This is a genomic window from Lelliottia sp. SL45 (genome assembly GCF_026672535.1).
Taxonomy (GTDB): domain Bacteria; phylum Pseudomonadota; class Gammaproteobacteria; order Enterobacterales; family Enterobacteriaceae; genus Enterobacter; species Enterobacter nimipressuralis.
Map to the genome: position 1 here is coordinate 2,913,525 of NZ_JAPPRH010000003.1, position 19,886 is coordinate 2,933,410.

Here is a 19,886-nt window from a genome sequence, read left to right on the forward strand (position 1 = left end):
TGTTTGCAGCGCCACGACAAGGAGACTTATCGTGTCTGAACTGTCTCAATTATCGCCACAGCCGCTGTGGGATATTTTTGCCAAAATCTGTTCCATTCCTCACCCTTCCTATCACGAAGAACAGCTTGCCGAACATATTATGGGCTGGGCGAAGGAAAAAGGCCTGCACGCAGAGCGTGACCAGGTTGGCAATATTCTGATTCGTAAAGCGGCCACCGCAGGTATGGAAAACCGCAAACCGGTTGTGCTGCAGGCGCACCTGGATATGGTGCCGCAGAAAAACAACGATACCGATCACGACTTCACGAAAGATCCGATTCAGCCGTACATCGACGGCGAATGGGTTAAAGCACGCGGCACCACGCTGGGCGCCGATAACGGCATCGGTATGGCCTCCGCGCTGGCGGTGCTGGCTGACGATCGCGTTGAGCACGGCCCGCTGGAAGTGCTGCTGACCATGACCGAAGAAGCGGGTATGGACGGCGCTTTTGGTCTGCAGGCCAACTGGCTGCAGGCAGATATCCTGATCAACACCGACTCTGAAGAAGAGGGTGAGATCTACATGGGTTGCGCGGGGGGTATTGATTTCATCTCTACCCTGCCTCTGACTCGTGAAGCGGTTCCGGCTGGCTTCCAGACCTTCAAGCTGACGCTGAAAGGGCTGAAAGGTGGTCACTCGGGCGGCGATATCCATTTAGGTCTGGGCAATGCCAACAAACTGCTGGCGCGCTTCCTGGCCGGTCACGCGGCTGAGCTGGATCTGCGTCTGGTGGATTTCAACGGCGGTACCCTGCGTAACGCGATCCCTCGTGAAGCCTTCGCCACCGTTGCTGTTGCAGCAAACAAAGCCGACGAGCTGAAAAACCTGGCGAACGTCTACCTGGATATCCTGAAAAACGAACTGTCAGTGAAAGAGAAAAACCTGACCGTGGTTCTGGAAGCCGTATCCAGCGATAAAGCCGCGCTGACGACCGAGTCACGCGACCGCTTTGTGCAGCTGCTGAACGCCACGCCAAACGGCGTGATCCGCAACTCTGACGTGGCGAAAGGCGTGGTGGAAACCTCCCTGAACGTCGGCGTTGTCACCATGAGCGACGACAGCGCGGAAATCATCTGCCTGATCCGTTCTCTTATCGACAGCGGTAAAGAGTATGTCGTGAGCATGCTGGAATCACTGGGCAAACTCTCAGGTGCGAAAACCTCCGCCAAGGGCAGCTACCCAGGCTGGCAGCCAGACGCGACCTCTCCGGTCATGGCGCTGGTGCGTGAAACCTATCAGCGTCTGTTCAACAGCACGCCGAACATTCAGGTGATCCACGCGGGTCTGGAGTGCGGTCTGTTCAAGAAACCGTATCCGGATATGGATATGGTCTCCATTGGGCCGACCATTACCGGGCCACACTCTCCGGACGAGCAGGTGCATATCGAAAGCGTGGGCCACTACTGGACGCTGCTGACAGAACTGCTGAAAGCGATTCCGGCTAAGTAAGACGCTGTACGTGCCCGGCGGCAGTGCGTTGTCGGGGCAGCAGAATCAGTGCCATAGCGATATGTGACATAGGCCCGGTAAGCGAAACGCTACCGGGCTTTTTTATACATTTTATAACCCCAGCACCAGCTGTCGCTCCAGCTGCGGGTCCAGCAGCGTGACGTGCAAACCCACCAGCCGCACTCCCCTTCCCCCACGGCGCTCCTGCCAGGCTTTTTTCGCCGTTGCGATCAGGTCGTCTTTATTGAGTCGCGGCCAGACATGCTCCTGGGTTGTTTGCTGGAAGTCGTTAAACTTGAGTTTCACCCCCTGCCGGGCAATCAGCAGATCGGGTTTCACCTTTGCCAGACGCCGCTCCAGCTCGGGGTAGAGCTGCTCATTAATAATGGTTTCGCAGTCACTCCACTCGTGGATATCTTCCGCAAGGGTGCGCTCCACTCCCACCGATTTACGCAGCCGCTCGCTGGTAATGCTGCGCTCATCAATCCCCTGACTACGCTCCCACAGCACCCGGCCAAATTTGCCAAAGCGTTTGAGCAGCATCGCCAGATCGCTGTTCTGCACGTCTTCGCAGGTGCGCAGCCCCAGCGTTTCCAGCTTTGCGGCCGAGACTTTGCCGACGCCGGGGATTTTACCCAGCGGCAGAGTTTTCAAAAAGGCAGGGACCTCATCAGGCGTGATGACATATTGCCCGTCCGGTTTATTCAGATCCGAGGCGATTTTGGCGAGGAATTTGACCGGCGCAATCCCGGCGGAGGCCGTTAAATTCAACTCTTTAAAAATGGTCTGGCGGATCTCCTGCGCCATCAGCGTGGCGGAGCCGTGGCAGTGCAGACTGTCCGTGACGTCGAGATAGGCTTCGTCGAGAGAAAGGGGTTCGATGAGCGACGTGTAGCGGGAGAAGATTTCCCGGATATGGGCCGAGGCTTCTTTGTAAGCATCAAAGCGGCCGGGCAACAGAATGAGATGAGGGCAGAGTTTGAGTGCCATCGCCGTGGGCATGGCGCTGCGCACGCCAAATTTGCGCGCCGGATAGTTGGCAGTGCTGATCACACCACGCTTAACGCGGCTGCCGCCAATGGCGATGGGGACATCCCGCAGCGCCGGATTATCACGCATCTCGACGGCGGCAAAAAAGCAGTCCATATCGACATGGATTATTTTGCGCATACTTAACCCTCACCCTTTCACTGGATAAGTATACAGTGAAAAATTCAGAATTGAAAAGTATCAGCGTCTTCACATCCTCCACAATTACGCAAAGTTCCTGGTTTCAAACGCGGCCTGATAAGCTATAAATGCCAACTAATTTGTAAACTCATTAGTTCACTCTTGCGAAAAAATGCAGCGATGCTAATGTGAGCGCTCCTAATCCAGAAAATTCTGATTTCGGGTCTCTTTTGCCGTCCTGGCAAGTTGGTTTGGCTTTATCAAGGAACTTGTAGTATGCGTAAAATCGCATTGTTCATTGCGATGCTTCTGATCCCGTGTGTCTCGTTCGCAGGGCTGCTTGGCAGCAACAGTTCAACCACCCCGGTCAGCAAAGAATATAAACAACAATTAATGGGATCACCGGTTTATATTCAGATCTTCAAGGAAGAACGCACGCTCGATCTATTTGTCAAAATGGGCGAGACATATCAACTGCTTGATAGCTACAAAATCTGTAACTATTCCGGCGGATTAGGTCCGAAACAACGTCAGGGTGATTTCAAAAGTCCTGAAGGGTTTTATACCGTTCAGCGCAATCAGCTCAAACCCGACAGCCGCTTCTATAAAGCCATCAATATCGGTTTCCCGAACGCCTACGATCGTGCCCATGGTTACGAAGGTAAATACCTGATGATTCACGGTGCCTGTGTGTCTATCGGCTGCTACGCCATGACAGACAGCGGTATTGATGAGATTTTCCAGTTTGTGACCGGCGCGTTAGTCTTCGGCCAGGCGGGCGTGCAGGTGAGCATCTATCCGTTCCGCATGACCGATGCCAACATGCAGCGCCACAAGTATTCGACCTACGCGGATTTCTGGAAACAGCTGAAACCGGGTTACGACTACTTCCAGCAGACGCACAAGCCACCGACCGTCTCGGTCGCGGATGGTCGATACATTGTCAGCAAACCGCTGAGTCATGAAGTCGTCCACCCGCAGCTGGCGTCAAACTACACGGTTCCCGAGACAAAATAGTGCCCACTCGCCTGGCATAATCTTTTGCCAGGTTTCATTGCCCGTCAGGGGCTGAGTGGCAATCACCGTGACCACATCGTTGGGTGTGGTCTCGGTTTGAAAATCAATTTCCACATCCTGATCCAGCAGTTTTGCCACACCAAAGGGCGCGCGACGCGTGATCCAGAAAAGATTGGTCGAGCAGAACGCCATCACATAGCGCCCATCTGACAGCAGCATGTTAAACACGCCCTTCTCACGCAGCTCACAGGCCAGCGTGCCGATGTATTTAAACACTGCTTCCATATTTCCCGGCGTGCGCGGATAGCGCTCTGTCAGCTTGTGCAGTAACCAGCAAAAGGCTTTCTCACTGTCGGTTTCACCCACCGGACGGAAATTGCCCGTTTCCAGCGATTTATAGCCGGTCAGCTGCCCGTTATGGGCGTAAGTCCAGTTGCGGCCCCACAGTTCACGGGTAAACGGATGGGTATTTTCCAGCGCTACTTCCCCCCGATTCGCCTGACGAATATGGGCAATGACCGAGCAGGATTTTATCGGATAATCCTGGACCAGTCGGGCAATAGGAGAGTTGAAGCTGGGTTGCGGATCTTTGAACGTGCGACAGCCTTTGCCTTCGTAGAAGGTAATGCCCCAGCCGTCTTTATGCGGCCCGGTTCCTCCACCGCGCTGCACCAGCCCGGTGAAACTAAAGCAGATATCGGTTGGCACATTGGCGCTCATCCCGAGCAATTCGCACATACATCACCTCCACAACAGCGGGGGCAAGAGTGCCCCCAGCGAAGTCTTACTTAACCATCTCTTTTTCGATCAGCTGGATCAGGATATGAATCACTTTGATGTGAATTTCCTGAATACGATCAGCATAACCAAAATGCGGCACGCGGATTTCGATATCCGACGAACCTGCCATTTTACCGCCATCTTTGCCGGTCAGAGTGATGACTTTCATCCCCTTCTCACGCGCAGCGTCAATAGCTTTGATGACGTTGCCGGAATTACCCGACGTGGAGATCCCCAGCAGCACATCGCCTTCACGCCCTACCGCTTCAACATAGCGCGAGAAAATATGATCGTAACCGAAGTCGTTACCCACGCAGGAGATGTGGCTAACGTCAGAAATCGCGATCGCCGGGTATCCCGGACGGTTTTCACGGTAGCGACCGGTCAGCTCTTCAGCGAAGTGCATCGCATCGCAATGTGAACCGCCGTTACCGCAGGAGAGCACTTTGCCGCCGGCTTTGAAACTGTCTGCCAGCAGAACCGCCGCGCGCTGAATCGCGTGAATATTGGCTTCATCTTTCAGAAAGTTGGCCAGCGTTTCCGCCGCTTCGTTCAGTTCGTTACGAATAAGATCCTGGTACATGAGGATAATCCTTCAGTATTGATGAAATAACACAGGGAGTGTACCGGATCGCGAGAAAAGCGAGAAGCTATACCCGTCATACTTGACGTGGTCTTTGCGCTGGCAGTGCCTGCTCTCCCCCTCTCACTGACTTAAGTCTGCTCCTGGCCATGGCGATGCAGATCCCTCGGCGTTTTGATTATTCGTGCCTGTCAAAACCTGAACAATGTGAACCAGGTTGTAATTATTTTGTGAATGCATTGCTAAAAGAAATAACATCCACTACAACCATATCATCACAAGTGGTCAGACCTCCTACAAGCAAGGGAGCTTTTCTTTATGATGATTTTGAGCATTATCGCAACCGTTGTTCTGCTCGGTGTGTTGTTCTATCACCGCGTCAGTTTATTACTGAGTAGCCTGATTCTGTTGGCCTGGACGGCTGCGCTTGGCCTGTCTGGTCTGTGGAATATCTGGGTTGTGCTGCCGCTGGCGATTATCCTGCTGCCGCTCAACGTGCCTTCGATGCGTAAGTCGATGATTTCCGCCCCGGTGTTCCGCGGCTTCCGTAAAGTGATGCCACCGATGTCACGCACGGAGAAAGAAGCCATCGACGCGGGCACCACCTGGTGGGAAGGCGATCTGTTCCAGGGCAACCCGGACTGGAAGAAGCTGCACAACTACCCGCAGCCACGGCTGACAGCAGAAGAACAAGCCTTTATTGATGGTCCGGTAGAAGAAGCGTGCCGCATGGCGAACGACTTCCAGATCACCCATGAAATGGCCGATCTGCCTCCGGAACTGTGGGCCTATCTGAAAGAGCATCGCTTCTTCGCGATGATCATCAAGAAAGAGTACGGCGGCCTGGAGTTCTCCGCTTACGCTCAGGCTCGCGTGCTGCAAAAACTGGCGGGTGTGTCAGGGATCCTGGCGATCACCGTCGGCGTACCAAACTCCTTAGGCCCGGGCGAACTGCTGCAGCATTACGGCACCGAAGAGCAAAAAGATCACTATCTGCCGCGTCTGGCGCGTGGTCAGGAAATCCCTTGCTTCGCGCTGACCAGCCCGGAAGCTGGCTCTGATGCGGGTGCTATCCCGGATACCGGCGTAGTCTGCATGGGCGAGTGGCAGGGCCAGCAGGTGCTGGGTATGCGCCTGACCTGGAACAAGCGTTACATTACGCTGGCACCGATTGCCACCGTACTGGGCCTGGCGTTCAAACTCTCTGACCCGGACAGACTGTTGGGCGACGAGGAAGATCTGGGCATCACCTGTGCGCTGATCCCAACCTCTACGCCTGGCGTCGAAATTGGTCGTCGTCACTTCCCGCTGAACGTACCGTTCCAGAACGGTCCGACCCGTGGCGAAGATATCTTTGTACCGATTGATTACATCATCGGCGGTCCGAAAATGGCCGGACAGGGCTGGCGTATGCTGGTGGAATGTCTGTCGGTCGGTCGCGGTATCACCCTGCCGTCGAACTCTACCGGTGGCCTGAAATCCGTCGCGATGGGGATTGGTGCTTACGCCCACATCCGCCGTCAGTTCAAAATTTCTATCGGTAAGATGGAAGGTATCGAAGAGCCACTGGCGCGCATCGCGGGTAACGCTTACGTGATGGATGCGGCGGCGTCGCTGATCACCTACGGCATCATGCTGGGCGAAAAACCGGCTGTGCTGTCAGCTATCGTCAAGTATCACTGTACCCATCGTGCGCAGCAGTCAATTATTGATGCGATGGATATTGCTGGCGGTAAAGGCATTATGCTCGGCGAAGGCAACTTCCTGGCGCGCGGCTATCAGGGCGCACCGATTGCCATCACCGTGGAAGGCGCCAACATCCTCACCCGCAGCATGATGATCTTCGGTCAGGGCGCGATTCGCTGCCATCCGTATGTACTGGAAGAGATGGCTGCGGCGCAAAACAACGACGTGAATGCGTTCGACAAGCTGCTGTTTAAACACATCGGCCATGTCGGCAGCAACAAAATGCGTAGCTTCTGGCTGGGCCTGACGCGCGGTCTCACCAGCGCAACACCAACGGGTGATGCGACCAAACGTTACTACCAGCATCTAAACCGCCTGAGCGCGAACCTGGCGCTGCTGTCAGACGTGTCGATGGCAGTCCTCGGCGGCAGCCTGAAGCGTCGCGAGCGTATCTCTGCGCGTCTGGGCGATGTCCTGAGCCAGGTGTTCCTTGCCTCTGCGGTCCTGAAACGTTACGACGATGAAGGCCGTCATGAAGCGGATCTGCCATTAGTCCACTGGGGCGTGCAGGATGCGCTCTATCAGGCAGAGCAGGCGATTGACGATCTGCTGGCAAACTTCCCGAACCGCTTTGTGGCAGGCGCGCTGCGCGTGGTGATCTTCCCAACCGGACGTCATCATCTGGCACCGTCCGATATTCTGGATCACAAAGTGGCGAAGATCCTGCAGGTTCCAAGTGCAACCCGCTCCCGTATCGGTCGCGGTCAGTACCTGAAGCCTACCGAGCACAACCCGGTTGGTCTGCTGGAAGAGGCGCTGCTGGACGTGATGGCGGCCGATCCTGTTCACCAGAAAATCTGTAAACAGCTGGGCAAAAACCTGCCGTTTACTCGCCTGGATGAACTGGCTAAACAGGCGCTGGCGGGTGGCATCATCGATCAGAATGAAGCCGCAGTATTGGTGAAAGCGGAAGAGAGCCGTCTGCGCAGCATTAACGTGGATGATTTCGAGCACGACGAGCTGGCGACCCGGCCGGTAAAGCTGCCGGAGAAGGTCCGCAAACCTGAAGCGGCCTAACCCGCATCGCTTCCACAAACCCCGCCGCGTGCGGGGTTTTTTATTGCCACATTTTCTCTTTTTCCCGTGCTACAGTGTCAAAAAGCCGTCTTTCGAGGAGTCATGATTGTGCCTGGTTTGAAGATTACCCTTTTACAACAGCCCCTGGTGTGGATGGACGGTCCCGCCAACCTGCGCCATTTTGATCGTCAGCTCGAAGAGATCACCGGACGCGATGTGATCGTGCTGCCGGAGATGTTCACTACCGGGTTCGCCATGGAGGCGGCAAAGCAGTCTCTGGCGCAGGATGACGTCGTCGCGTGGATGCACAGCAAGGCCCGGCAGACGAACGCTCTCGTCGCGGGGAGCGCCGCGCTGCAGACCGAGCGCGGGCCGGTGAACCGCTTCCTGCTGGTGGAGCCAGACGGCACGCTGCATTTTTACGATAAACGCCACCTGTTCCGCATGGCCGATGAGCATCATCACTACGAGGCGGGTAACGAGCGGGTGGTGTTTGAGTGGCGCGGCTGGCGCATTCTGCCGCTGGTCTGTTACGACCTGCGCTTCCCGGTCTGGTCACGCAACCGTAATGATTACGATCTGGCGCTGTACGTCGCCAACTGGCCTGCGCCGCGCTCGCTGCACTGGCAAGCGCTGTTAGTGGCGCGCGCCATTGAGAATCAGGCGTATGTGGTCGGCTGTAACCGCGTAGGCACCGATGGCAACGGGCATCACTACCGCGGCGATAGCCGGGTGGTGAATCCGCAGGGGGAAATTATTGCCACCGCCGAACCGCATCAGGCGACGCGTATCGACGCCGAGCTTTCGCTGACGGCACTGAAAGAGTACCGGGAGAAGTTTCCGGCATGGCAGGACGCGGATCCGTTTAGTATTGGATGAAAAAAAACCGGGTGCGGCAGCGCCTCACCCGGCTTACACATGCTGATAGCGGCGTGTTAACTCACTAACGCCTGCCCGTCTTTGCGGCTTTCGGTTGCGGCGACGTAGTGCCCTTCCGGCATGCGGTAAATCACCTGCGCGCCGCCAAAGTTATAATCCTGCAGCGGATCTTCCACCGTAATTTGATGCCCGCGTTCGCGCAGCGCCGCAATGGTATTACGGTCGAAGCGCGATTCAACGATCACTTCCCGGCCCTTCACCACGCGCCAGCGCGGCGCATCGATCGCCGCCTGGGGGTTTTGCCCGTGCAGCATAATACGCAGCGCCATCTGCATGTGCCCCTGCGCCTGCATTGGCCCGCCCATCACGCCAAACGACATCAGTGGTTTACCCTGCCCGTCCATCGCGAAGCCTGGAATAATGGTATGGAACGGACGCTTACTGCCCGCCAGGGCATTAGGATGTTTAGGATCCAGCACAAAGCCGCAGCCGCGGTTTTGCAGGCTAATGCCCGTGTCCGGCACCACGACGCCTGAGCCAAAGCCCATAAAGTTGGACTGGATAAAGGAGATCATCATCCCGCTGGAATCGGCGGCAGAGAGGTAAACCGTACCGCTTTGCGTCGGCGCGCCGTAGGTGAAATCAGAGGCGTTATCCTGATCGATCAGCGCCGCGCGCGATTTCAGATAGTGGTCGCTTAGCAGCTCTTTCGCGGCAAACTCCATGTGCTCTTCGTCGGCCACGTAGCGATCGAGATCCGCCAGCGCCAGCTTCATCGCCTCGATCGACAGATGCAGAGATTGCACAGAGTCCGGATGATGTTTTTCGATCCCGCACTGCTCCAGAATCCCCAGCGCAATAAGCGTGGCGATCCCCTGCCCGTTTGGCGGCAGCTCCTGCACCGATCCACCGGCGAAATCGCGCGACAGCAGTTCCACCCAGTCGACGCGATGATTCGCCAGATCGTCTGCCGTCAGATGCGCGCCGTGCTCTTTGGCGAAGGCAGCGATTTTCTGCGCCAGCTCACCGCGATAGAAGGCTTCGCCGTTGGTTTTGGCGATCAGCTCCAGAGAGTTGGCCTGCGCCGGGTTACGGAATATCTCACCGATGCGCGGCGCGCGGCCCTCTGGCGCAAAGCAGGCGCTAAAGCCCGGCTGATCTTTCAGTTTGTTAAAGCCGCGCTGCCACAGGTGACCAATCAGCGGCGACACCGGGAAACCGTTACGCGCGTACTCAATGGCCGGTTGCGCCAGGGTCGTCAGCGGCAGCGTGCCAAAACGCTCGGCCAGTGCTACCCAGCCGGAGACGGCGCCCGGCACCGTCACCGCGTCCCAGCCAAGCTCTGGCACGTCGGTTTTGCCCGCGTACAGATCCGCATGCCAGCTGGCAGGCGAACGGCCTGACGCGTTCAGACCGTGCAGCTTTTCGCCGTCCCAGACGATGGCAAAGGCGTCGCTGCCAATGCCGCAGCCCGTCGGTTCAACCACAGTCAGGGCCATTGCCGTGGCAATGGCGGCATCAACGGCGTTACCGCCAAGCTGTAACATCCGCATCCCGGCCTGCGCCGCCAGCGGCTGCGAAGTGGCGACCGCGTTGTGCCCCATCATTGGCGGGCGTCGTGAATCGTAACCGGTCGTAAAATCAAGCGCTTTGGTCATCATGACTCCTTAGTCGTGGCGCGGATCGAGCGCATCGCGCAGCCCGTCACCGAGTAAATTAAAGCCCTGTACCGCCAGGAAAATGGCGATACCAGGGAAAACAGACATCCATGGCGCCTGTTCCAGAAAACCTTTTGCCGTGTTGAGCATCGAGCCCCAGGACGGATTCGGCGGCTGCTGACCAAGGCCAAGAAACGACAGGCTGGCCTCGGCGATAATGGCGGAGGCAATCGCCAGCGTGGCCTGCACCAGAATTGGTGACATCACATTGGGCAGCACATATTTCACGATGATCCAGCGATCCGGCAGGCCAATCGCCTTCGCGCCGTCGATGTACTCTTCATTACGAATGGCGATCACCTGGCCGCGCGTCAGACGGGCAAAGATCGGCATGGCCGACAGCCCGATGGCGATCATCGCGTTCGTCAGGCTTGGGCCTAAAAACGCCCCCAGGGCGATCGCCATGATCAGGAACGGGCATGCCAGCAGCGCTTCGATAAAGCGTGAGATCACGCCGTCCCAGATCCCCTGGAAGTAACCGGCCACCAGCCCGAGCGGTACCCCGATCACCACGGCAATGACCACCGACATACAGCCCGCCATCAGGGACGTTCGCGCGCCCCAGACGATACGCGAGAGAATGTCGCGGCCCAGCTCATCGGTGCCAAACCAATACAGCTCAGACGGCGGCTTACGCACCGCCAGGAAGTTGGCTTTGACCGGATCAAAGGGCGCAAGCCAGGGGGCAATCAGGGCGATGAGCACAAAGATGCCGACAATCACCGCGCCAATCACGGCGCTTTTATTGGCGAGGAATTTCTTCAGCACCCGATTCTGCGCGCGCGGCAACGCAGGTACTACGGTTTGAGTTGTCAGTTCAGCCACGATTAACCTCGCATTTTCGGGTTGATGAGGACGTAGAGCACGTCAGCCAGCAGGTTCAGCATCAGGAAGCCAATCGCCACGATCAGCACCACGCCCTGCACCACCGCATAATCACGGTTAAACACCGAATCGACGATCATTTTGCCAAAGCCTGGAATTGTGAAGACCTGCTCGGTCAGCACCGCGCCGCCCAGCAGTTCACCAAACAGCAGCGTGGTGAGCGTGATCACCGGCACCAGCGCGTTGCGAAACGCGTGCTTGAGGATCACCGCTTTCGGCAGCAGCCCCTTTGCCCGGGCGGTACGGATGTAATCGGCCTTCAGCACGGCGATCATCGAGGCGCGCGTGTGGCGCATCAGCGTCGCCGCCAGGCCGGTGCCGAGCACTGACGCAGGCAGCAGCAGCGTGCGCAGGTTTTGCAGCGGATCTTCGCTGAACGGCACATAGCCGGAGGCGGGCAGCCACTGCAAATTGACCGAGAAGACCAGAATTAACAGGATCCCCAGCCAAAAGTGCGGTATCGAGATCCCCGAGATCGCCACAAAGTTGGCACTGTGATCGACCCAGCTGTTTTTGTTAACCGCCGCGAGGATCCCCATGCTGATGCCGAACACCAGCGCAATGATCATCGCCAGCAGCGACAGCTCCATCGTGACCGGCAGTTTGCTGGCAATCAGTGACGTCACAGGCTCGTGAGTGCGTAAAGAGACCCCCAGATCGCCCTGCAGCGCACGCGTCAGCCAGTCAAAATATTGCACCGGCAGCGGCGCATCGAGATTCAGTTCTGCGCGCAGCTGAGCAATCACCGCCGGATCGCGCTCTTCGCCCGCCATCGCAATCAGCGGGTCGCCGGGCAGCAGTTTTTGCAGCCCGAAGACCATCATGCTCACCAGCAGTAAGGTCGGGATCGCCAGCAGCAGGCGTTTGCAAATCAGTTCCAGCATGGTTTCTCCTCACGCCCTCAGTTACTTAGCAAGCGACAAGCCCGCCAGACGCACGATGCCGTCCGGGTACGGTTTGAAGCCCTGCACGCTCTTATTCAGGCCAAAAATGCGCGGCTCAAAGTAGAGATAAGCAATCGGCATGTCCGTTTGCAGCTGTTTTACGACCTTGTCGTACAGCGGCTGGCGGGCGGCGGGATCGGTACTCAGGCGCGCCTGGGTCAGCCACTCGTCGACCTGCGCGTTGCTGTATCGGCCATCGTTGAGGTTGCCTTTGCTGTTGATGAAACCAAAGATGCTGCCGTCTGGATCCGGACGACCGGACCAGCCGGAGAAGCTCAGCTGATAGTCACCGCTCTGCTGACGATCGAGCAGCGTGGCGAATTCCGTCATTTGCAGATTCAGGTTAAAGCCCGCTTCCGCCGTCATCGCCTGCAGAACCTGGCCCACCTGCTGTGACGTTGGGTTGTTTGGCACCAGCAGATTGACGTTCAGCGGCCCGTTAATGCCCGCCGCTTTTAGCAGGGCTTTCGCTTTTTCCACATCGCGGGCCGGAACCGGCACCTTGACGTGGTAAGGGCTGACCGGCGAAAACGCCTGGTTTGCCGGGGTATACAACCCTTCAAACACCACCTGGTTCAGCGCATCGCGGTCGATGGCCAGTGAGAACGCTTCACGGACGCGCGCATCTTTGAACGGATCGTTGGCCGGAACTTTGCCGTTATTGATGTTGAAAGTGATCCCCTGATAACCGAGACCGGTCACTTTCGCCAACGCCAGTTTGCTGTCGGCTTCGACGGTTTTCACGTCGCTGGCGGCGATACCTTCTGTCAGATCGAGGTCACCTGCGCGCAGGTTTGCCAGACGCACCGAGGCATCCGGGATCGGCAGATAGATGATTTTGTCGAAGTGATAGGCGTCTTTGTTCCAGTAGTTGTCGAAACGGCTCAGAACGATGCGGTCCTGAGAGACGCGGCTGTCAAATTTGTATGGGCCAGAGCAGACAGGATGGGCGGCAAAATCCGGCTTTTTGGCCGCTTCCGGCGCCATCATCGCGCCTGCGCGGTCGGTCAACTGCATCAGCAGTGCGGCATCCGGCGTTTTCAGGTGAATGGCAATTTGGGTCGGGCTTTTCACTTCCACCGATTCGACAGAAGAGATTTCACTTTTACGCAGCGAGCCTTTTAAGGTCAGGGCGCGTTCGAGGTTATATTTCGCCGCTTCAGCGTCAAATTTTTCGCCATCGTGGAAGGTCACCCCCTCACGCAAATTCATAGTCAGGGTTTTGTTGTCGTCGCTCCAGGACCAGTCTTTTGCCAGGCCCGGCACGACCTTCAGATTTTCATCCACGTCCACCAGCCTGTCGCACAGAGAGGCAAAAACGAAGCGGCCATAGTAGGTGCGCGCCAGATGAGGATCGAGCATATCCGGGTCTGCGCCCAGACCAATTCGCAGAACGCTTTCCGAGTGCGCAGGGAGTGCTGCGCCCAACACCATAACACTTCCCAGTACGGTCAAAAGAGAATTACGCATTGTCATTATCATGAGTTCCTTGCTGGAAGAGACGAGAGTGATGCCGCATGTTCAAACAGCGCGCGGCGGCGCAAAAAGGCAGCGGATGGCGGTGCTATCTGAATAACACTGCGATCGCGGTTAATTTCCTGCCAGCGATGGCAGGCCACCTGGCGCCCGCCCTCCAGAACCTGTGCGATGGGTTCGACCTGGCGGCATTCATCCGTGACATACGGGCAGCGGGTGTGGAACCGACACCCGGAAGGGGGATTCGCCGGATTCGGTAAGTCGCCCTGCAACAGCGGCGCATCGCGCTCCATGCCCGGCTGCATCTGGGGCGCAGAGGCAATCAGCGCCTGCGTGTACGGGTGCAGCGGCGCGTCAAAGATTTCATCGACGGTAGCCAGCTCAACAATCTGGCCGAGATACATCACCGCCACGCGGTCGCTCATATGGCGAATGACCGCAAGGCCGTGAGCGACAATCACCATTGTCAGCCCCAGCTGATGTTTCAGGCTTTCGAGCAGGTTCACTACCTGCGCCTGCACGGAGACATCCAGCGCGGAAACCGGCTCATCGCCCAGCAGCAGTTTTGGCCCGGAGGCTAACGCGCGCGCGATGCCGATACGCTGACGCTGTCCGCCGGAAAACTCGTGCGGATAGCGTCCGGCCCAGGCGGCAGGCAGCCCGACGGTTTTCAGCAGTTCCGCGACGCGATACTGGCGGTCGGCTTTATTCATATTCTGGTGCAGCCACAGGGGTTCACCGACGATCTGCTCAACCGTCATGCGCGGATTGAGCGAGGCGAACGGGTCCTGAAAGATGATTTGCAGTTCACGACGAAGCTGGTTCAGGCGCGAACCCGACGCGTGGGTAATCTCTTCGCCCTGATAGAACACGCGCCCTTCGCTGGCCGCCAGCAGGCGAAGCAGCAGTCGACCGAGGGTGGATTTCCCGGAACCCGACTCACCGACAATGGCCAGCGTTTCGCCCGGCATCACGGCGAGTGAAACCCGGTCGACGGCGGTGACAAAACGGGCCGGCGCAAAGAGTTTTTTCGGGCCGGGGAAGAGTTTGCTCAGATCGCGAGCTTCGAGGATCGGGGCAGTCATGCGATTTCTCCCAGCGCAATGTGTTGCTCAAGGGGCACACGGAAACAGGCCACCTGATGGCCCACTCCAAGGGTGTGAAGCTGTGGTTTTTCATCGTGGCAGCGCGTCTGGGCAAACGGACAACGGGTGGCGAAACGGCAGCCCTTCGGCATCGATTCGGGCAACGGCACGCTGCCCGGGATGGTCGAAAGCTGGCCTTTACGCGCACCGAGGGACGGAATCGACCCCATCAGACCGATGGTGTAGGGGTGCTGCGGATCGGCAAAAATACTCTCGACGCTGCCCTGCTCCACGACCTGTCCGGCATACATCACCGCCACCTGCTGCGCGACTTCCGCCACCACACCCAGATCGTGGGTGATCATCAGCACGGCGGTGCCGGTTTCGGCTTTTAAGGTATTCAGCAACGTCAGGATTTGCGCCTGGATTGTTACGTCCAGCGCGGTGGTCGGTTCGTCGGCAATCAGCAGACGTGGGTGGTTAATGAGCGCCATCGCAATCATCACACGCTGGCGCATCCCGCCGGAAAGCTGATGGGGATAAGATTTAAGACGCATTTCCGGCGCCGGGATCTGCACCTTTTCCAGAATTTGCAGCGCCACGTTCATGGCGTCGGATTTCGACATTTTCTGGTGGCGGATCACCGCTTCGCTAAGCTGATCGCCGAGAGTAAAAGCCGGGTTGAGGGAGGTCATCGGCTCCTGAAAGATCATCGCCAGTTCACTGCCGCGCAGATCGGCGTATTCACGCGGGGAGAGCTTGCGCAGGTCGTGGCGACGGAACTGCATTTCACCGCTGACAATTTGCGCACTGGCAGGCAGCAGCCCCATCAGCGCCAGCGACGTGATACTTTTTCCGCAACCGGACTCCCCCACCAGCGCCAGCGTTTCACCGGATTTCACGGTCAGAGAGATGCCGTCGAGCACGCTGACCGGCGATCCAGCGAATTTCACATTGAGATTGTGCAGGCGAAGGACCGGCGCTGCCTCCTTAAAAGGGATCGTCGTCATAACAGGGAATCATCCTCAAGGTTGATGGCCTGAATCAGGGCAGTTTGCAGGGTGAGCAGGTGTTCGCGCATCGCGGCGGCTGCTTCATTGGGCTGGCGGTGGATAATCGCCGTCATGATTTTGTGGTGGTGATCGTTGTAGCTGTCGACGCGCTCCGGCGTACGCGCCAGCTCACGCAGGTGCTGCCAGCTAGGCTCGCGCCGGACTGCATCAATAGCATCGAATAACCCCAGCATCAGGCGATTACCCGCAGCCTCAGCAATGGCGCGGTGAAAGGCGCTGTCCCACAGTTCGTTAAGATCGCGGTCATCCGGGCTGACCTTGTCGATGCGTTCCAGCATGCGCTGCATCAGCGCGAGGTTTTCCCTGGTGGCACGCAGTGCCGCAAGACGGGCTAAGCCGGGTTCGAGCTGCAGGCGGGCTTCCATCACTTCCAGCAGATTGGTTTGCTGCACCAGCCCCTGAAGCGCAAGAGGTTCAACCGGTGCGGCAGGGCCAATGAAAGTGCCTTTGCCCTGCTTGCGCCAGATGCGTCCCTCTTCTTCCAGCACGTCCAGCGCACGACGAACTTCGCGTCGCCCTACGCCGAGTGTTTCCGACAGCTCACGTTCGGTGGGCAGCGGAATGCCTGGTGTTGACTCGTGCTGGTTGATCAGACCGCGCAACTGCTCAAGTGCGGTGCTGGAATTAGCCAGAAACCGTGACGATTTTTCCATATTGGTTCGCCTGCTCTCATCATTGCTTTATTTTTATTAACAATAAGTTATTGATATAGATAACGTCTTATTGCACATAGAGTTAAGCAATTAATGAACCAATAACTCATTGGTTCAGGAACTTTCTGGAAAACCGTAAGTAAGCTAATGATTATTTGAGACTTATTTTTACAGGATTGTTACAAGAGGAAACGTTTGGAGCGAAGGGATGAGACGAAATTGCACACTAAAAGTGCAACCATCGCACCAATATCGAACAATTGTTAATAAATTGCACTGCTGATATTAACTTTTTGTTAACTAACATCAGAGAGGAGATAAGAAAGATAAGGCCCTGAAATGACGAAAGCCTGAATCATTTCTGATTCAGGCTTTCTAATGTGGCGGAACGGACGGGACTCGAACCCGCGACCCCCTGCGTGACAGGCAGGTATTCTAACCGACTGAACTACCGCTCCGCATTGTTCCCTTGGGAACGAGGCGAATATTACGGTTTGGTTCTGATCCCGTCAACGCTTTTTCTCAACTTTTGAATCAGTTGCTGCAAAATTCGCCCACACGGTGCTTTTAACAGCATAACGGCATCTGTTATGCGCGCCAGAGGCAGCTGCCGCCCTTCTTTTGCACGATATCGAGACGCGATTCATGGGCGGCGATCTCCTCGTCACTGGCTAAAATCACCCGCAGACGGCTCGCCTGACGCACCACGCGCTGAATTCCGGTGTCACCCGCCTGACGGGAGTCGTTTTCGGTGCTAAACGCCATCGAAGTCTGACCGCCCGTCATGGTCAGATAGACATCCGCCAGAATCTGGGCATCGAGCAGTGCGCCGTGAAGCGTACGCTTGGTGTTATCTATTTCGTAGCGCGAGCAGAGGGCATCGAGGCTGTTACGCTTGCCCGGAAACATCTTCCTCGCCAGCGCCAGGCTGTCGGTGACTTTGCAGAAGGTATTGGTTTTTGGGATATTGCGGTTGAGCTTGCTGAACTCATAGTCCATAAAGCCGATATCGAACGAAGCGTTATGAATGACGAGCTCAGCCCCGCGGATGTAGTCCATAAACTCATCGGCAACGTCGGCGAAGGTCGGTTTATCCAGCAGAAACTCATCGGCAATTCCGTGAACGCCGAACGCTTCCGGGTCCACCAGACGGTCGGGCTTCAGGTACACGTGGAAGTTGTTGCCGGTGAGACGACGGTTCACCACTTCGACGGCACCGATCTCAATGATCTTATGGCCTTCGTAATGTGCGCCAATCTGGTTCATACCGGTGGTTTCGGTATCGAGGACGATCTGTCGTGTAATTGCAGTGCTCATATCGGTCATTTATGTCAGACTCGTCGTTTTACTGATCGTTTCAAATACAGGAAGTCTACCAGAGATGATTAAGCAGGTAGAAATTTTCACCGATGGATCTTGCCTCGGGAATCCAGGACCGGGCGGCTACGGCGCCATTTTGCGGTACCGTGAGCATGAGAAGACCTTTAATGAAGGTTTTCGTCTGACCACCAATAACCGTATGGAGTTGATGGCCGCGATCGTCGCACTGGAAGCATTAAAAGAAGATTGCGATGTGGTTATCAGTACCGACAGCCAGTATGTGCGTCAGGGGATTACACAGTGGATCCATAACTGGAAAAAGCGTGGCTGGAAAACGGCCGATAAGAAACCGGTCAAGAATGTCGATCTCTGGAAGCGTCTGGACGCGGCACTGAGCCATCACACCATTAAGTGGGAATGGGTCAAAGGGCATGCGGGGCATCCGGAAAACGAACGTTGCGACGTTCTGGCGCGCGAAGCGGCGATGAATCCGATCCACGATGACGTGGGCTATCAGCCGGAATCCTGATCAGGGTTTTCGGTACTGTCGCGTCGCCCCGACGGTCTGACGGATTTGTGCTTTTGATTTGCTCTGCTTCATCGGGTTCAGCGTAAGTGGAACCGTTCGCTTACGCGCCACGATGAGCTGCATGCAGCCAAGTGCTGGCAGATGGGTTGTCAGCATTTTACCGCCCTTCCCCGCCCAGGGTAAAACCTGGAAGCCGCTGTAGTACATCACTTCAAAATTGAGCAATGACAGCCAGTCGAGCTGACGTGTAAAGGTAAACATGCGGCTGTTATAGGGCGGCGTGCGGCGCAAAACGGGCACCAGCTTGCGCAATCCCATCAGGCTCATCGGATTGAAACCGCTGAGGACCAGCCAGCCGTCATCGATTAGCACGCGGTCGGCTTCACGCAGTAAACGGTGCGGGTCGCTGCACCAGGGGAGCGTGTGGGCCATCAGGCAGGCGTCGACGGATTTCTCGGCGAATGGCAAATGGAGCGGATCGGCTTTAACCTGAAGGGGGTGACCGTTAAGAGAGACATTCACCTGATGGGAGATGGCGCAGCTTTCGGAGTTGATTTCCGCGCTCAAATTGCCAATCTTAAGCAGATGAAAACCATACATTTTTGCAAACCAGGGATTGAGCTGACGCTCAAGCGCCTCGCGATAGTATTCACCCCACCGCAACTGGGACCAGTTCTCTGGTGCTGAGACAATCTGAGGTATCCTTGCCGGCTTCATCAACACACCCGTTACGTAATGAGAGGTAATTTATGAATCTTATCAGCATTCCCGCGTTTCAGGACAACTACATCTGGGTTTTAGTCGGCGATGATAAGCGTTGCATTATTGTCGATCCAGGCGATGCGGCACCGGTATTGCAGGCCATTGAGGAAAACGGCTGGCAGCCAGAGGCCATTTTGCTGACTCACCATCATCACGATCATGTCGGCGGTGTCCCTGCTTTGCGGGCGAAATTTCCCCATTTAGTGGTTTATGGTCCGCAGGAGACACAAGATAAGGGCACGACTCGGGTAGTCGAAGATGGCGAAAAAATCCTCATACTGGGATACGATTTTTCTGTATTTGCTACACCCGGTCACACTTCCGGACACATTTCTTTCTTCAGTTTTCCTTATCTTTTCTGCGGTGACACGATGTTCTCCGGCGGGTGCGGAAGATTGTTCGAAGGGACACCAACCCAGATGTACCAATCATTCCAGAGGATAAACGCTCTCCCGGATGATACCCTCGTTTGCTGCGCCCACGAATATACATTAGCAAATATGAAGTTTGCATTGAGCATCTTGCCTGACGATCCTGCGATTCAGGATTATTACCACAAAGTGAATGAGTTACGGGTAAAAAAACAAAATACACTGCCCGTAATTCTGAAAAATGAGCGCAAAATAAATTTATTTTTGAGAACCGATGATATTGATTTAATTAACAAAATTAACCAAGAAACAAATTTGCAACAACCTGAAGAGCGTTTTGCATGGTTACGGTCAAAGAAAGATGACTTCTGACAATTGCGGGTTGCCTT

The 19,886-nt window shown here is 56.3% G+C and carries 18 protein-coding genes and 1 tRNA gene; 6 read left to right on the plus strand and 13 right to left on the minus strand.

What is annotated here, in order from left to right; all coding sequences use genetic code 11:
• Positions 1-31 precede the first annotated feature (31 nt).
• A complete protein-coding gene (gene pepD, locus OVA10_RS20215) occupies positions 32-1,489 on the plus strand; it encodes a cytosol nonspecific dipeptidase (protein WP_100777510.1) in 1,458 nt (485 codons plus the stop codon).
• A gap of 111 nt (positions 1,490-1,600) precedes the next feature.
• Here pepD and dinB read toward each other — a convergent pair whose 3' ends face one another.
• Entirely contained in the window at positions 1,601-2,659 is a 1,059-nt protein-coding gene (gene dinB / locus OVA10_RS20220; protein ID WP_181827372.1) for a DNA polymerase IV, read from the minus strand.
• A gap of 276 nt (positions 2,660-2,935) precedes the next feature.
• Here dinB and dpaA point away from each other — a divergent pair, with 276 nt between their 5' ends.
• Positions 2,936-3,676, plus strand: coding sequence for a peptidoglycan meso-diaminopimelic acid protein amidase (gene dpaA / locus OVA10_RS20225; protein ID WP_100777512.1), 741 nt, complete (start codon positions 2,936-2,938; stop codon positions 3,674-3,676).
• Here dpaA and OVA10_RS20230 read toward each other — a convergent pair.
• Together OVA10_RS20230 and lpcA are read right to left on the minus strand one after the other, a co-directional pair.
• Entirely contained in the window at positions 3,647-4,414 is a 768-nt protein-coding gene (locus OVA10_RS20230) for a class II glutamine amidotransferase (RefSeq protein WP_100777513.1), read from the minus strand. The genes dpaA and OVA10_RS20230 overlap by 30 nt on opposite strands.
• 46 nt (positions 4,415-4,460) lie before the next feature.
• Positions 4,461-5,039: a D-sedoheptulose 7-phosphate isomerase gene (gene lpcA / locus OVA10_RS20235; RefSeq protein ID WP_100777514.1), complete on the minus strand. Its 579-nt coding sequence runs from the start codon at positions 5,037-5,039 to the stop codon at positions 4,461-4,463.
• Positions 5,040-5,357: 318 nt separating this feature from the next.
• Here lpcA and fadE point away from each other — a divergent pair, with 318 nt between their 5' ends.
• Positions 5,358-7,802: an acyl-CoA dehydrogenase FadE gene (gene fadE / locus OVA10_RS20240; protein ID WP_100777515.1), complete on the plus strand. Its 2,445-nt coding sequence runs from the start codon at positions 5,358-5,360 to the stop codon at positions 7,800-7,802.
• Between the two features lie 108 nt (positions 7,803-7,910).
• The gene (locus OVA10_RS20245) at positions 7,911-8,681 is read left to right on the plus strand and encodes an amidohydrolase (protein WP_107704208.1); all 771 of its coding nucleotides are present in this window, start codon (positions 7,911-7,913) and stop codon (positions 8,679-8,681) included.
• 56 nt (positions 8,682-8,737) lie between these two features.
• Here OVA10_RS20245 and OVA10_RS20250 read toward each other — a convergent pair whose 3' ends face one another.
• From OVA10_RS20250 to dnaQ, 9 genes are all read right to left on the minus strand, one after another.
• The gene (locus OVA10_RS20250) at positions 8,738-10,339 is read right to left on the minus strand and encodes a gamma-glutamyltransferase family protein (protein ID WP_268196918.1); all 1,602 of its coding nucleotides are present in this window, start codon (positions 10,337-10,339) and stop codon (positions 8,738-8,740) included.
• A 9-nt stretch (positions 10,340-10,348) separates the two neighbouring features.
• Complete coding sequence (locus OVA10_RS20255; RefSeq protein ID WP_100777517.1) at positions 10,349-11,224, minus strand: ABC transporter permease; 876 nt, start codon at positions 11,222-11,224, stop codon at positions 10,349-10,351.
• Positions 11,225-11,226: 2 nt separating this feature from the next.
• A complete protein-coding gene (locus OVA10_RS20260; protein ID WP_095280881.1) occupies positions 11,227-12,168 on the minus strand; it encodes an ABC transporter permease in 942 nt (313 codons plus the stop codon).
• Between the two features lie 21 nt (positions 12,169-12,189).
• The gene (locus tag OVA10_RS20265) at positions 12,190-13,704 is read right to left on the minus strand and encodes an ABC transporter substrate-binding protein (protein ID WP_268196697.1); all 1,515 of its coding nucleotides are present in this window, start codon (positions 13,702-13,704) and stop codon (positions 12,190-12,192) included.
• A gap of 2 nt (positions 13,705-13,706) precedes the next feature.
• Positions 13,707-14,789, minus strand: coding sequence for an ABC transporter ATP-binding protein (locus tag OVA10_RS20270; protein WP_268196698.1), 1,083 nt, complete (start codon positions 14,787-14,789; stop codon positions 13,707-13,709).
• On the minus strand, positions 14,786-15,799 hold the full coding sequence (locus OVA10_RS20275) for an ABC transporter ATP-binding protein (RefSeq protein WP_268196699.1): 1,014 nt from the start codon (positions 15,797-15,799) through the stop codon (positions 14,786-14,788). The genes OVA10_RS20270 and OVA10_RS20275 overlap by 4 nt, the downstream gene beginning before the upstream one ends.
• On the minus strand, positions 15,796-16,515 hold the full coding sequence (locus tag OVA10_RS20280; RefSeq protein ID WP_100777521.1) for a FadR/GntR family transcriptional regulator: 720 nt from the start codon (positions 16,513-16,515) through the stop codon (positions 15,796-15,798). Before OVA10_RS20280 ends, OVA10_RS20275 begins: the two co-directional genes overlap by 4 nt.
• A gap of 381 nt (positions 16,516-16,896) precedes the next feature.
• A tRNA-Asp gene (locus OVA10_RS20285) sits at positions 16,897-16,973 on the minus strand.
• A 130-nt stretch (positions 16,974-17,103) separates the two neighbouring features.
• Complete coding sequence (gene dnaQ, locus OVA10_RS20290) at positions 17,104-17,832, minus strand: DNA polymerase III subunit epsilon (RefSeq protein ID WP_164971798.1); 729 nt, start codon at positions 17,830-17,832, stop codon at positions 17,104-17,106.
• Between dnaQ and rnhA the strand changes: the two genes are divergently transcribed.
• Positions 17,786-18,364, plus strand: coding sequence for a ribonuclease HI (rnhA, locus tag OVA10_RS20295; protein WP_164971799.1), 579 nt, complete (start codon positions 17,786-17,788; stop codon positions 18,362-18,364). The genes dnaQ and rnhA overlap by 47 nt on opposite strands.
• On the opposite strand, the gene OVA10_RS20300 is transcribed toward rnhA, so the two are convergent.
• Positions 18,365-19,081: a class I SAM-dependent methyltransferase gene (locus OVA10_RS20300; protein WP_123430015.1), complete on the minus strand. Its 717-nt coding sequence runs from the start codon at positions 19,079-19,081 to the stop codon at positions 18,365-18,367.
• A gap of 32 nt (positions 19,082-19,113) precedes the next feature.
• On the opposite strand from OVA10_RS20300, the gene gloB reads away from it, so the two are divergent.
• On the plus strand, positions 19,114-19,869 hold the full coding sequence (gloB, locus tag OVA10_RS20305) for a hydroxyacylglutathione hydrolase (RefSeq protein ID WP_231276401.1): 756 nt from the start codon (positions 19,114-19,116) through the stop codon (positions 19,867-19,869).
• The last annotated feature ends 17 nt before the right edge of the window (positions 19,870-19,886 follow it).

What these genes read in the sequence shown, in the direction of transcription:
- OVA10_RS20280 (WP_100777521.1), bottom strand. Translation starts at nt 16,515, where the DNA reads ATGGAAAAATCGTCACGGTTTCTGGCTAATTCCAGCACCGCACTTGAG.
- dnaQ (WP_164971798.1), bottom strand. Translation starts at nt 17,832, where the DNA reads ATGAGCACTGCAATTACACGACAGATCGTCCTCGATACCGAAACCACC.
- OVA10_RS20230 (WP_100777513.1), bottom strand. Translation starts at nt 4,414, where the DNA reads ATGTGCGAATTGCTCGGGATGAGCGCCAATGTGCCAACCGATATCTGC.
- dinB (WP_181827372.1), bottom strand. Translation starts at nt 2,659, where the DNA reads ATGCGCAAAATAATCCATGTCGATATGGACTGCTTTTTTGCCGCCGTC.
- OVA10_RS20260 (WP_095280881.1), bottom strand. Translation starts at nt 12,168, where the DNA reads ATGCTGGAACTGATTTGCAAACGCCTGCTGCTGGCGATCCCGACCTTA.
- OVA10_RS20265 (WP_268196697.1), bottom strand. Translation starts at nt 13,704, where the DNA reads ATGACAATGCGTAATTCTCTTTTGACCGTACTGGGAAGTGTTATGGTG.
- gloB (WP_231276401.1), top strand. Translation starts at nt 19,114, where the DNA reads ATGAATCTTATCAGCATTCCCGCGTTTCAGGACAACTACATCTGGGTT.
- OVA10_RS20275 (WP_268196699.1), bottom strand. Translation starts at nt 15,799, where the DNA reads ATGACGACGATCCCTTTTAAGGAGGCAGCGCCGGTCCTTCGCCTGCAC.
- fadE (WP_100777515.1), top strand. Translation starts at nt 5,358, where the DNA reads ATGATGATTTTGAGCATTATCGCAACCGTTGTTCTGCTCGGTGTGTTG.
- lpcA (WP_100777514.1), bottom strand. Translation starts at nt 5,039, where the DNA reads ATGTACCAGGATCTTATTCGTAACGAACTGAACGAAGCGGCGGAAACG.
- OVA10_RS20250 (WP_268196918.1), bottom strand. Translation starts at nt 10,339, where the DNA reads ATGACCAAAGCGCTTGATTTTACGACCGGTTACGATTCACGACGCCCG.
- OVA10_RS20270 (WP_268196698.1), bottom strand. Translation starts at nt 14,789, where the DNA reads ATGACTGCCCCGATCCTCGAAGCTCGCGATCTGAGCAAACTCTTCCCC.
- dpaA (WP_100777512.1), top strand. Translation starts at nt 2,936, where the DNA reads ATGCGTAAAATCGCATTGTTCATTGCGATGCTTCTGATCCCGTGTGTC.
- OVA10_RS20300 (WP_123430015.1), bottom strand. Translation starts at nt 19,081, where the DNA reads ATGAAGCCGGCAAGGATACCTCAGATTGTCTCAGCACCAGAGAACTGG.